12 protein-coding genes are annotated in these 12,663 nt (G+C 65.6%); 7 read left to right on the forward strand and 5 right to left on the reverse strand.

What is annotated here, in order from left to right:
* Positions 1–16: 16 nt before the first annotated feature.
* Positions 17–958, reverse strand: coding sequence for a LysR family transcriptional regulator (locus K2O50_RS10780; protein WP_050706105.1), 942 nt, complete (start codon positions 956–958; stop codon positions 17–19).
* A 139-nt stretch (positions 959–1,097) separates the two neighbouring features.
* On the opposite strand from K2O50_RS10780, the gene K2O50_RS10785 reads away from it, so the two are divergent.
* Positions 1,098–2,327, forward strand: coding sequence for an acyl-CoA dehydrogenase (locus K2O50_RS10785; protein ID WP_050706104.1), 1,230 nt, complete (start codon positions 1,098–1,100; stop codon positions 2,325–2,327).
* Between the two features lie 199 nt (positions 2,328–2,526).
* Here K2O50_RS10785 and K2O50_RS10790 read toward each other — a convergent pair whose 3' ends face one another.
* From K2O50_RS10790 to K2O50_RS10800, 3 genes are all read right to left on the reverse strand, one after another.
* A complete protein-coding gene (locus K2O50_RS10790) occupies positions 2,527–3,879 on the reverse strand; it encodes an SPFH domain-containing protein (protein ID WP_050706103.1) in 1,353 nt (450 codons plus the stop codon).
* A 171-nt stretch (positions 3,880–4,050) separates the two neighbouring features.
* Positions 4,051–5,463, reverse strand: coding sequence for a cytosine permease (locus K2O50_RS10795; protein ID WP_050706102.1), 1,413 nt, complete (start codon positions 5,461–5,463; stop codon positions 4,051–4,053).
* Positions 5,464–5,857: 394 nt separating this feature from the next.
* A complete protein-coding gene (locus tag K2O50_RS10800; protein ID WP_050706101.1) occupies positions 5,858–6,310 on the reverse strand; it encodes an Lrp/AsnC family transcriptional regulator in 453 nt (150 codons plus the stop codon).
* Positions 6,311–6,422: 112 nt separating this feature from the next.
* Between K2O50_RS10800 and K2O50_RS10805 the strand changes: the two genes are divergently transcribed.
* A complete protein-coding gene (locus K2O50_RS10805) occupies positions 6,423–7,037 on the forward strand; it encodes a LysE family translocator (protein WP_050706100.1) in 615 nt (204 codons plus the stop codon).
* 61 nt (positions 7,038–7,098) lie between these two features.
* Positions 7,099–7,566: a hypothetical protein gene (locus K2O50_RS10810; RefSeq protein ID WP_050706099.1), complete on the forward strand. Its 468-nt coding sequence runs from the start codon at positions 7,099–7,101 to the stop codon at positions 7,564–7,566.
* Between the two features lie 70 nt (positions 7,567–7,636).
* Here K2O50_RS10810 and K2O50_RS10815 read toward each other — a convergent pair whose 3' ends face one another.
* Positions 7,637–8,386 carry an NAD-dependent deacylase gene (locus tag K2O50_RS10815; RefSeq protein WP_050706098.1) on the reverse strand — a complete coding sequence of 250 codons (750 nt, stop codon included), beginning with the start codon at positions 8,384–8,386 and terminating at the stop codon, positions 7,637–7,639.
* 141 nt (positions 8,387–8,527) lie between these two features.
* On the opposite strand from K2O50_RS10815, the gene K2O50_RS10820 reads away from it, so the two are divergent.
* The 4 genes from K2O50_RS10820 to K2O50_RS10835 all read left to right on the forward strand — a co-directional run bounded on the left by K2O50_RS10820 (position 8,528) and on the right by K2O50_RS10835 (position 12,649).
* On the forward strand, positions 8,528–8,947 hold the full coding sequence (locus K2O50_RS10820; protein ID WP_050706097.1) for a RidA family protein: 420 nt from the start codon (positions 8,528–8,530) through the stop codon (positions 8,945–8,947).
* A gap of 202 nt (positions 8,948–9,149) precedes the next feature.
* On the forward strand, positions 9,150–9,650 hold the full coding sequence (locus K2O50_RS10825) for an acetyltransferase (RefSeq protein ID WP_050706096.1): 501 nt from the start codon (positions 9,150–9,152) through the stop codon (positions 9,648–9,650).
* Positions 9,651–9,791: 141 nt separating this feature from the next.
* Entirely contained in the window at positions 9,792–11,891 is a 2,100-nt protein-coding gene (locus K2O50_RS10830; RefSeq protein ID WP_050706095.1) for a bifunctional diguanylate cyclase/phosphodiesterase, read from the forward strand.
* A 272-nt stretch (positions 11,892–12,163) separates the two neighbouring features.
* Complete coding sequence (locus K2O50_RS10835) at positions 12,164–12,649, forward strand: DUF2165 family protein (RefSeq protein ID WP_050706094.1); 486 nt, start codon at positions 12,164–12,166, stop codon at positions 12,647–12,649.
* Positions 12,650–12,663: the final 14 nt, after the last annotated feature.

A 12,663-nucleotide genomic window follows, 5' to 3' on the forward strand; every position in this document is an offset into this window, starting at 1 on the left:
CGACAGTGTAGGCGATTCAGGCCGAGGCCATGGCCGGATCCGCCTGTTCCTGCTCGTCCTGGGCCACCACCCGTTCGCACAGCTCGATGATCTGCTCGCGCATCCAGCGGTTGGCCGGGTCCTGGTCGGTGCTTTCGTGCCAGTACAGGTGGGTCTCCAGCGCCGGCACCTCCACCGGCAGCGGCTGGTGGCGCAGCTGGTGGCGACGGGCGAATCGCTCGGGCACGGTCATCACCATGTCGGTCTGCTGCAGCACCTGCGAGGCCATCAGGTAGTGCTGCGAGCGCAGCGCGACACGGCGCTGCACGCCCATCTTGCCCAGGGCCAGGTCCACATAACCCAGGCCGTTGCGGCGGCTGGAGATATGGATGTGGGTCATGGCCAGGTAGCTGTCCAGGGTCAGCTTGCCGTCGGCCTGCGGGTGGCCGGGGCGCATGGCGCAGACGTAGCGGTCCTGCATCAGCTTGACGTGGCGCACCTGCGGGTCGGTGTTCAGCGGCGCGTCGACGGCGAAGTCCAGGCGCCCGGCGGCCAGTTCCTTGGTGGTCTCGCGGCGCTTGCACAGGAAGCTCTCGATCACCAATGCCGGCGCCAGCCGGCGCAGACGCTGGAACAGCGGCGGCAAGATCACCGCCTCGGTGAGGTCGGTCATGCTGATGCGGAAGGTCTTGCTGGCCTGCAGCGGGGTGAAGATGCGGCTCTCCTGCACCGAGGTGCGCAGAAGCGACAACGCGTTGCGCACCGGGCCGATGATGTTCTGCGCCATGGGCGTGGGCACCATGCCCTGGGCGGTGCGCACGAACAGCGGGTCGTTGAAGGTCTCGCGCAGGCGCGACAGGGCGTTGGACACCGCCGGCTGGGTGATGCCGACGATCTGCCCGGCGCGGGTCAGGTTGGCTTCGGTGTAGATGGCGTCGAAGACGATGAACAGGTTGAGGTCGACCTTGCTGAGGTTCATGGCGCCGCTCTTTGTTGGAGTTATCAGATGATCATATATTGGTTATGAATGTTTATACACGTAGAAAATAGACTAGGTGGATGAAGGGTGGCTGTTCTAGGCTCAGGTCCATGTTCTTCATTGACTGAAGGTAGCCCCGATGGATTTCGCCTATTCGCCCAAGGTCCAGGCACTGCGCGAGCGCGTCAGCGCATTCATGGATGCATACGTCTACCCGGCCGAGCCGGTGTTCGAGCGCCAGGTCGCCGAGGGTGACCGCTGGCAGCCCACCGCTATCGTCGAGGAACTCAAGGCCAAGGCCCGTGCCGAGGGGCTGTGGAACCTGTTCCTGCCGGAGTCGGAGTATGGCGCGGGGCTGACCAACCTCGAATACGCGCCACTGGCCGAGATCATGGGCCGTTCGCTGCTGGGGCCCGAGCCGTTCAACTGCTCGGCGCCGGACACCGGCAACATGGAGGTGCTGGTGCGCTATGGCAGCGAGGCGCAGAAACGCCAGTGGCTCGAGCCGCTGCTGCGCGGCGAGATCCGCTCGGCGTTCGCCATGACCGAGCCGGACGTGGCCTCCTCGGACGCCACCAACATGGCCGCCACCGCCGTGCGCGACGGTGACGAATGGGTGATCAACGGCCGCAAGTGGTGGACCTCCGGCGCCTGCGACCCGCGCTGCAAGGTGATGATCTTCATGGGCCTGTCCAACCCGGACGGCCAGCGCCACCAGCAGCACTCGATGATCCTGGTGCCCACCGATGCAGCCGGGGTGAAGATCGTCCGCCCGCTGCCGGTGTTCGGCTACGACGACGCGCCCCACGGCCATGCCGAGGTGCTGTTCGAGAACGTGCGTGTGCCTTATGAAAACGTGCTCCTGGGTGAGGGCCGCGGCTTCGAGATCGCCCAGGGCCGCCTCGGCCCAGGCCGGATCCACCACTGCATGCGCTCGATCGGCATGGCCGAACGCGCGCTGGAGCTGATGTGCAAGCGCTCGGTCGAGCGCACTGCTTTCGGCCGGCCCTTGGCGCGGCTGGGCGGCAACGTCGACAAGATCGCCGACTCGCGGATGGAGATCGACATGGCCCGCCTGCTGACCCTGAAGGCCGCCTACATGATGGACACGGTCGGCAACAAGGTGGCGCGCAGCGAGATCGCCCAGATCAAGGTGGTGGCGCCCAACGTTGCGCTGAAGGTGATCGACCGGGCCATCCAGATCCATGGCGGGGCCGGGGTGAGCGGTGATTTCCCGCTGGCGTACATGTATGCGATGCAACGCACCCTGCGCCTGGCCGACGGGCCGGATGAAGTGCACCGGGCGGCGATCGGCAAGTATGAGATTGGCAAGTATGTGCCGAAGGAGATGTTGCGCAGCGGGTATTGATGCAACGAAAGGAAGTCTCCTCTGACCATCCTATGGGGGGAGGTTTCGCGCTTTGATGTAGGGCGTTTCCCGAGCTGGGACTTGTTGCCCTCGATAGGAGAAAAGTGCTGCTAGTTTCTTGCTCTTCGCACAGCATACCGGTCCGAACAGCACACCCCGCATTGGTAGAGTTTCAGGTACCCATGCGGGGCGTGTTTACTCAAGGCGTCTTGAGGTCAATCACCAGATCCTTCGCCGCCTTGGTCGCGAGTACGCTCATCAGTTTGCCCATCTCGTCCTGACGACCAAGTCCCGCGTCGGAGCCTCCCATCATCACGCTGGGCACCGGCGCCTGGGCTGCTGCGTTGGCCCAGGCGCGGTTGATCTGCACCAGGGCGTCGAGCTTGGTCTGCAGGGCGCCGTCGGCCTTGAGCGAGGCCTCGCGTGCATAGGCTTCCGCATCGGCCGTGATCTTGGTGGCCTCGGCGTTGACCTTGGCTTTGTCACGGAGCAGCTCGGCGGTTTGCTTGTCGATCTCGGCCCGGCGCTTTTCCCGTTCGGCATTGATCAGTGTGAGCTGCTTCTCGGTCTCGGCTTCCGTGGTCCGTTCGATTTGCTGGCGCAGGCTTTCCTGGCGCTTGGCCTCGACGTCCTTGGCGCCGCGGGCGGAGACCAGCTCTTTTTCTTCTTCTTCCTTGAGGCGGTTCTGCCGGGCCACGGCCAGCTCGGCCAGGGCCTGCTGCACCCTCACCATGCGTTCCTGGTACTGGGGGTTGGGGTCGATGTGCGTCACCCGGGCATCGACGACTTCGACGCCGAACAGGCGGAACTGCTGTTGCTTGCGTAGTTCCTGGCCGTCCTTGTCGAGCTTCTTCTCGATGACGAAGCGGGTCGCGGAGTTGTCGCCGAAACTGCCCTGGTCGGTGCCCGACTGGAGTATCGCGGTCTGTGCCGGCAGGTTGTCGCGCTGCACGCGAATCTCCTTGCGGCTGGTCAGGTACAGGCCGTTGCGCAGCTGGTTCTCGAATTCGGCGCCGAAGTGGCTGCGGTTGCCGGCGTAGTAGTCATCGGCGCTCATCAGCGAGGCGGTGGCCTGCAGGGTTTCCTTGACGGCGGGCAGCAGGGCGCGTTGCAGGAAGTTGTCGGGGGTGCGGTACTCCTGGGCAATCTTCAGGAAGGCATCGCCCGAGGGCAGGCGGAACTGGGTACTGAATTCGGCCTTGGCATCGACGTTGCCGAGGAACACGATCGGCAGGTTTTCCAGGATCACCGAGGGTTGTCCGCTGCGATTGTCCTCCTGGTTGTCCACCCGCAGGGCGGACTGGACGCCAATGGTGCGTCGCCAGACCGTGCTGCGGCCGAACCACTTGGTCGCGTAGCCGACATCCTCGACCACCTTTTCCTCGCCGAAGATCGTGCGCACGTGGGTCATCTGGCCCGCTTCGTTGTAGAAGAACACTTCGTTGAACACGGCGGCGATGGCGCCGAGGGCGAGCATCGGCAGGGCGATGGCGGCAATCAGCTTGCGTTTCTTGTGCAGGACCGTGAAGTCGGGGGCTGGCAATTTTTGCATGGGACACTCCTTGTGCGGGAAGTGCGTATGCTCGCCAAGGTGTTTTGCCTGGAGTAGTCAGCTGGGTCCGCTTGCGATGTAGGACGTTTCTGGGTGAGCGGTGAGTATGCCATGGCAATGGCAGAAGACCCGCCGTGGCGGGTCTTCCTGTCGATCATCAGCCCGGCGGATTCAGACCCCCGCCGCCAGCTTTGCACTCACCTGGCGACGGCGATACGCGCTGTCGCGACTGGCCAGCCACCAGTACAGCGGCGAGGTGATCGCCAGCCCCACCAGCCACGACAGGTCGGCGCCATTGATGTGTGCGGACACCGGCCCGACATACAGCGGTGTGTTCATGAACGGGATCTGCACCGCGATGCCCACCGCGTAGGCAATCAGCGCCTGGGGGTTGTAGCGGCCGTAGATGCCGCCATCGACCTTGAAGATCGAGTCGATGTCGTAGTCGCCCTTGTGGATGACATAGAAGTCGATCAGGTTGATCGCCGTCCATGGCACCAGCACCACCAGCAGTACCAGCACCATGTCGACGAAGTGGCCGATGAAGTCCGCCGAGGCGAACACCGCCACCACGCAGCAGGCGGCCAGGACGATCAGCGACAGCACGGCGCGGCTCTTGGCGGTGGGGATCCAGCGGTAGGCGAAGGTCTGCACCAGGGTGATGATCGACAGCACCGCGCCGTACAGGTTGAGGGCGTTGTGGCTGATCACGCTGAGCAGGAACAGCACCAGCATCAGCGGGCCGAGGGTGCCGGTGGCGAGCTTGACCGCGTCCATGGTGTCCATCCCGGCCGGGATCGCCAGCACCGCGACCGCGCCGAAGATGAACGACAGGCTCGAGCCCAGGGCCGAGCCAAGGTAGGTGGTCCAGAAGGTCGAGGACACCTTCACGTCGGCCGGCAGGTAGCGCGAGTAGTCCGACACGTAGGGGGCGAAGGCGATCTGCCACAGCGCCGCCAGCGACACGGTGGCCAGCCAGCCGGCCAGGTTGAAGCCGCCGCGGGTGAGGAAGTCGTCGCTCTGGACATGGCTGAAGATGTAGCCGAAGCCGACCACGATGCCGATGCCCAGCACCCAGGTGCCGATGCGGTTGAGCACGTGGATGAAGCGGTAGCCGATGATGCCGATGATGCCCGAGCCCAGGGCGCCGATGACGATGCCCACCGGCACCGGCACGCTGTCGACCACGCCGTGCAGGGACTTGCCGGCCAGGACGATGTTGGAGGCGAAGAAGCCGATGTACATGACCCCGGCGATCACCACCACCAGCAGGGCGCCGAGCGAGCCGAACTGGGCGCGGCTCTGGATCATCTGCGGGATGCCCATCTGCGGCCCCTGGGCCGAGTGCAGGGCCATGAGCACGCCGCCGACCAGGTGGCCGACGAGGATCGCGACGATGCCCCAGACCAGGTTGAGGTGGAACAGCTGCACGCCCAGCGCGCCGGTGACGATGGGCAACGGCGCGATGTTGCCGCCGAACCACAGTGTGAACAGATCCCTTACCTTTCCATGGCGGTCTTGCGGCGGCACGTAGCCGATCGTGTGTTTCTCGATGAGGGGTGCCGAATTGGCTGCACTGGTCATGACTGACTCCAAGGCAAGGTGGGGCATCGGGGGAGGCCCGGGTGCGTGCCGGCAAGGGGCGACGCGTTCTTGTTGGAGCGATGATGCGGGGCGGGCGGGTATCGAGAAATTAGTAAATTTGTGCTCATGAACCTTAAAAAACCTAAGGCTGGCAAAAGGTTAAGCGGGGGACGGGAGCAAGGAAGGTGCCAAGTGGCGGGAGGCCCTGACGGGCAGGGGCTGGGCGTTGTGCGAGGGTAGTGCGGGGGCCCCGTCTTGGTGCGTGATGCACGATAGCCGGGCATGCCGGTGGCGGGCAATTGCAGTGATGGCGGGGCAAGCCCGCTCCCACGCTGGTGATGCTTGCAGCATTGTTCCCTGCGCGATAGCGCAGTCCAACGGACTGGGCGATCGGCTACATCGGCAACAAGCGGTCCTGGATCACCTCCTTCATTACCAGCGTCGAGCTCAGGCGTTTGACATTGGGAATGCTGGTCAGCTGTTCGTCGTACAGCTTCTGGAACGCCGGCAGGTCCCTGGCCACCACATGCAACAGGTAATCCGGATCGCCGAACAGGCGCTGGGCCTCGACGATCTGTGGAATGTCCCCGAGTGCCGCCTCGAAGTCCGCCACCGGCTGGCGGGTCACTTCGCGCAGGGTCACGAACACCAGCGCGGCAAAGTTCAGGCCCAGGGCCGCCGGGGCCAGGCGGGCGTGGTAACCGAGGATGGCGCCGGATTCCTCCAGCGCCTTGAGGCGGCGGTGGCAGGGCGACAGGCTCAGGCCCACGCGGTCGGCCAGCTCGGTGACCGACAGGCGTCCGTCTTTTTGCAGCTCGGCAAGGATCTTTTGATCGATTCGATCCATAGGGAAGAATCTTCCAGTATTTGGCTTGGTAGAGGGAATATACGAAAGAAAATCCTCGGGTGATATCCGTAGTCTTTCTTTCACCGAAACTTGTGTGAAAGGAAGGGTCGATATGACCATGAGTGTGTTGGCGGCGTTCTGGGCTGTTTCCCTGCTGTTCGTGATCACCCCCGGTGCCGACTGGGCCTATGCCATCTCGGCCGGCATGCGCGGGCGCTGGGTGGTGCCGGCGGTGGCCGGCATGCTGTCCGGGCATTTTCTCGTCACCCTGGTGGTGGCGGCCGGGGTCGGCAGCCTGCTCGCCGGGCATCCGCTGGCGCTGACCCTGCTCACCCTGGCCGGCTGCCTCTACCTGCTGTGGTTGGGCGGCAACCTGCTGTTGAGCCCGGCGGTGCCCGAGGCGGGCGAGGGCGGCGAGCGCGACTCGGGGTCGCGCTGGGCGTTCAAGGGCTTGTGCGTCAGCGGGCTGAATCCCAAGGTCTTCCTGCTGTTCCTGGCGTTGCTGCCGCAGTTCACCGACCCGCAGTCGAGCTGGCCGTTGCCGTTGCAGATCCTGCTGCTGGGGCTGGTGCACCTGGGCAGCTCGCTGGTGATCTACCTGATGGTCGGCTACGGCGCCAAGGCCGTGCTGCGCACCCGGCCCGCGGCGGCGCGGGTGGTGGGGCGGTTGTCCGGCGGCGTGATGATCCTGATCGCCGTGGGGCTGATTGCCGGGCAAGTGCGCTGAACCTGTCAACGGCGGCGGCTTGGGCTATGCTGACGGCCCTCATGAATCGGAAACGCCAACCATGAAATACGCCGCCGCACTCCTGCTCAGCCTGCTTCCACTGCTGGCCCATGCCGTGCAGACCGGGGAAACCCTCGCGCCCTGGACCCTGCTCGACCAGTACGACCAGCCCTATACCCTGGGCAGCGACACCCGCATCCTGCTGGTCGCCCGCGACATGGACGGCGCCAAGCTGGTGAAAGCGGCCCTGGCCGAGCAACCCAAGGGCTACCTGGAGGCACGCAATGCGGTGTTCGTCGCGGATATCCAGCGCATGCCGGCGCTGATCAGCAAGCTGTTCGCCATCCCGGCCATGCGTGACTACAGCTACCGGGTGCTGCTGGACCGTGAAGGTCAGGTCGCCACTCGTTATGCCGGGGAGGAGGGCAAGGTGCTGTGGCTCTCGCTGGACAAGGGTGTACTGGTCGGGCAGAAGACCTATACCGCTGCCGATGAGCTGAAAGCGGCGCTGGAGCAGGCCGGCCACTGAATCGATGGCCCTGTGGAGGCGAGCCTCGTGGTAGCGGGCTTACCCCGCGACAGGGCCGCAAGTGACAGATTCAGGTAAACGCCTGGCGCATCAGCTGAGGCAACACTTCGCCCGCCTTGCCGGCCAGCGCGAATTCCCGCGCATGCCCCTCGCTCGCCGGCTGCGGATTGACATGCACCACCGTCGCCCCCGCCGCCAGCGCCAGCCGTGGAATCGAGGCCGCCGGCTGCACCACGCCGGAGGTTCCCACCGACAACAGCACATCGCATTGCTGCGCGGCGTCGAACGCCCGCTCCAGCGTCTGCTCCGGCAACATCTCGCCGAACCACACCACCCCGGGCCGTAACGGCCCGGCGCAACGAGTGCAGCGCGGTGGCTCGATGCGCCGGCCTTGCAGGGCGTCCTCGGGCAGGGCCACAGGCCCGTCAGCCGGACGTGCGCAGTCCAGGCAGCGAAACGCGTCCAGTCGCCCATGCAAATGCAGCACATCCGGGCTGCCGGCGCGCTCGTGCAGATCGTCGACGTTCTGCGTCACCAGGGTCAGCTTCGGCACCCGCGCCGTCAGCGCGGCGATGGCCAGGTGGGCGGGGTTGGGCGTGGCCTGGGCGATTCCGGCGCGGCGCATCTGGTACCAGCCCCAGACCAGCGGCGGGTCAGCGCGAAAGCCTTCGGCGCTGGCCAGTTGCGCCGGGTCGAAGTGCTCCCACAACCCGGTCAGCTTGTCGCGGAAGGTGGCGATGCCGCTTTCCGCTGAGACGCCGGCGCCGGTGAACACCACCACGTGGCGGGCCTGGGCGAGCAAGGTTGGATCGAACGGCATGGGGGCTCCAGGACGACGGGGCGAGGGCGCCACTGTGCCAGTGGGGGGCAAAGGCGACAAGCACTGGGGCATCGAGGGCTTGACCTCGACTTAACCTGAGGTCTGATACTCGGCCGCTCATTCCATCGACGGAGCGATACCATGACCCAGCCAGCCGCCTTCGCCCTGAGCAACCCCGAAGGACTCTACGATCCCAGTGGCAACGCCTATTCCCATGTCGCCGAAGTGCGTGCCGGCAGCCGCCTGCTGTACATCGCCGGGCAGGGCGGCGAGGACCTGCAGGGCAACCTGTCGGCGCGTTTCGACGAGCAGGCGCGCCAGGCCCTGGTGAACCTGAAGATCGCCCTGGCCTCCCGCGGGGCCACCCTCGAGCACGTGTTCAAGCTCACCTTGCTGGTGGTCGACCATTCCGAGGCGCGCCTGAGCCAGTGGGTGGCCGAGGCCGAGCGCGCCTGGGGTGGCAGGATGACGCCGACCTGCACGCTGATTCCGGTCCCGCGCCTGGCGCTGGACGGGATGCTGGTGGAAGTGGACGCGGTGGCGGCGCTGCCCGAGGCGTGAGCGATCAGCCCTGCACAATCCCTGTAGGAGCGGCCTTGTGCCGCGAAGGGGCGCGTAGCGGCCCCAGATTTCCAATGTAAAGCAGAAATCGCCGGGGCCGCTTTGCGGCCCTTCGCGGCACAAGGCCGCTCCTACAGGGGGACGTGCAGGACTTTGGTCCACGATGGGCTGGTAGACTGACGATTTGAATCGAGCCTGCGCCATGACCGTCCCTGTCGAACTGCACCAGACCGGCCCCGAGCACGCCGAGCTGGTGCGCAACCTCTACCAGTTCTACGCCTACGAGTCCTCCGACTGGGAGCAGGAGGACGTCGAGGTGGACGGGCGCTTCTACATCCACGAGCCGCACTTCGCCCGCTACTGGCAATCCCCCGGCTGGAGCGCCAGCCTGATCCTGGTGGACGGCTTCATCGCCGGCTTCATGCTTGTCGAGCGCAGCGAACTGCCCGGCATCGAGGCCTGCGAGCTGGCCGACCTGTTCATCCTCAAGAAGTACCGTCGCCAGGGCGTGGGCCTGGCGGTGGCGCGGCAGACGCTGTGCCAAGGCGACAGCGACTGGCTGGTGCGCTGCTATCCCGAGGATGCCCCGGCCCTGGCGTTCTGCCAGGCAGTGCTGGCGGACCTGCCGCGTGCGGTGCGGGAGATCACGCTGGATGACGAGCCGCAACTGCGCAACTTTCTGGTGACCCGGCAGCGGCACTGACGTTTTCGCAGAATTTTTGTGACGCACTTCACAAAAATCCTGCGTCGAGCGGCATAATGCCAGCACTTGGTTATTTCGGACTGTTCCGACGTACGGTCCGGAGGTTTCCTATTCCTGCTGTGAAAGAGTCAGGTCATTCCCATGCCGCTCGCCGCAAACCCCGACATGATGTACCGGTTGTTGATCCAGAGCGTGGCGGACTACGCCATCTACCAGCTCACCCCCGAGGGCATCGTCGCCAACTGGAACCCGGGCGCGCAGCGGGCCAAGGGCTACCAGGCCGAGGAGATCATCGGCCAGCACTTCTCGGTGTTCTATACCGACGAGGACCGCCATGCCGGCCTGCCGGCGCTCAGCCTGGACACCGCGCGCAACCAAGGACGCTTCCAGGCCGAAGGGCTGCGCCAGCGCAAGGACGGTTCGCACTTCTGGACCAGCGTGGTGATCGAGCCGATCAAGGATGAGCACAGCGGCCAGCTGATCGGCTATGCCAAGATCACCCGCGACATCTCCGAGCGCCGCCAGCATGAGCTGGAGCTGCTCAAGGCCAAGGAGCTGGCCGAGCAGTACAGCCAGGAGATGGCCACACTGTCGCAGTTCCTCGATTCGGTGATTGCCAACATCCCCGCCAGCGTCATCGTCCAGGACCTGCAGAGCCAGCAGATCCTCCTGGCCAACCAGCAGGCCGAACGGCTGTTCGGCCGCCAGGGCACGCGCATGGTCGGCCAGTTGCCAGGCCAGTGCCTGGTGCCGGCGGCCGTCGACTACCTCGAACAGCAGCTGGCGCGTGGGGCACGCAGCACCAAGGGCCATGCCGCCGAAACCCGGGTCGACACCGCCATTGGGCCGCGCACCCTGCGCAGCCGGGCCACGCTCTGCGACAACCGTGAAGGGCAGGGGGACTACGTGCTGTTCGTCGCCGAGGACGCCACCGAGGAGCTGGCCGCCCATGCCCAGATCCACCACATGGCCCACCACGACGCCCTGACCGGGCTGCCCAACCGCACCCTGTTCCACGAGCGTCTCAAGCAGGCGCTGCTGCGCGGCGAGGACAGCGGCAAGCTGACCGCCGCCTTGTGCCTGGACCTGGACAACTTCAAGAACATCAACGACACCCTTGGCCACGCTTTCGGCGACAAGCTGCTGCGCGCCCTGGGCAAGCGCCTGCGCCGCGAGCTGCGCGAGCACGACACCCTGGCCCGGCTCGGTGGCGACGAGTTCGCCGTGGTGCTGTCGGGCCTGGAGACCGGCGATGCGGCGCGCAACACCGCCCAGCGCCTGATCGAGGCGATCTGCCCGCCTTTCCATATCGAAGGGCACCAGTTCAGCGTGGGGGTGAGCATCGGCGTGGCGGTCGCGCCCGACGACCACGACCAGGCCGAGCAGCTGCTCGGCTACGCCGACATGGCCCTGTACGAGGCCAAGCGCAACGGTCGCAACCGCTACGAGTGCTTCCATGTCGAGTTGGATGTCGCGGCTCGTCAACGCCGCCTGGTCGAGACTGACTTGCGCACCGCGCTGCATCTGGGCCAGTTGCAGCTGCACTACCAGCCGGTAGTGGACCAGCAGAGCGCCAGCGTCACCGGCTACGAGGCCCTGCTGCGCTGGGAGCACCCGAACCGCGGCATGATCATGCCCATGGACTTCATCCCCATCGCCGAGGAGACCGGGCTGATCCACGAGATCGGCGCTCGGGCGCTGAACCTTGCATGTCAGGAGGCGGCCAGTTGGGGCACCGCGCAGACGGTGTCGGTCAACCTGTCGGCGGTGCAGTTCAAGAATGCCAACCTGGTACATACCGTGGCCCTGGCCCTGGCCGACTCGGGGCTGCCGGCCACGCGCCTGGAACTGGAGATCACCGAGTCGGTGCTGCTGGGCAACAGCGAGGAGAACGTGCGCACCCTGCGGGCCTTGAAGGACCTGGGGGTGTCGATTTCCCTCGACGATTTCGGCACGGGGTATTCCTCGCTGGGCTACCTGCGCTCGTTCCCCTTCGACCGGATCAAGATCGACAAGTCGTTCGTCCACGACATGTGCGAGAGCCGCGAGGCGATGTCGATCATCCGCGCCATCACCGAGCTGTCCAACAGCCTGATGATCAAGACCACCGCCGAAGGCGTGGAGTCGGCTGAACAGATGGAACGCCTGATGGCCGAGGGCTGTTCGCATTTCCAGGGCTACCTGTACGGCAGGCCGGCGCCTGCGAGCGAGCGCTTGATACAGGTGCCGCCGCGCCCCTGAGCGGCCATCCAGCCTTCTTTTACCGTGGGTGTCGCCTGGCAACGATGCGCTGCGCGGCGCCCGACCACGGCGGCGCCGCAACCCCGACGTTGAACGTCTCGAAAAGCTGACGCCCTGACTACCTTGTCACTGACCCGCGTCAACCCCTCTTCAAGCACCCGCTTCTGTAATAGGGGCGCTTGTGCATCGGCAGGGCTGCCACTAATATCCAAGAGTTTTCTTGTGTAATTGCCTGTTTCCCTTTTGGGCAGGCCATCAATACGGACGTTGATATGGATTTGCACACCTCCCTGTGGCTGTTCCAGGCCATCCAGGCCGTGGGCCTGGCTTTATGGCTGAGCATCGCGGTATTGAACAACCTGCAGGCTTTCGCCAGTTCCGTCGGCGCCATCGGCGCCACCTTGGCCATGGCGCCGCTGCGCCAGCCACCGGCCATCGACTTCCCCTTGCTGCGCCGGGCCTGCCAGTCGACCGGCCTGGCCCGCGCCGCGCTGCTGGTGATCCTGCTGCTGCAGATCGTCGCCAGCCTGGCGGCCTGGGTCGGCTGCTACGGGCTGATCGTCGCCCAGGACCCGCTCATGGCCCGCGCCTGGCTGAACCTGGCGCTCGCCGCGTTCCTCGCCTTCACCTTCGCCATGCTGCTCGGTGGCCTGTGGTTCGGCTACTGGATTCGCCAGGAAGGCCTGCAGCTCACCCACCTGGTGCTGGTGCTGTGGGCGATCCTGGCGTTCTTCCTGTTCAACCTGAATTGGGCCTGAGGCGAGGACGCGAA

The sequence above is a fragment of the Pseudomonas sp. 2hn genome (assembly GCF_019646095.1).
Taxonomy (GTDB): domain Bacteria; phylum Pseudomonadota; class Gammaproteobacteria; order Pseudomonadales; family Pseudomonadaceae; genus Aquipseudomonas; species Aquipseudomonas peradeniyensis.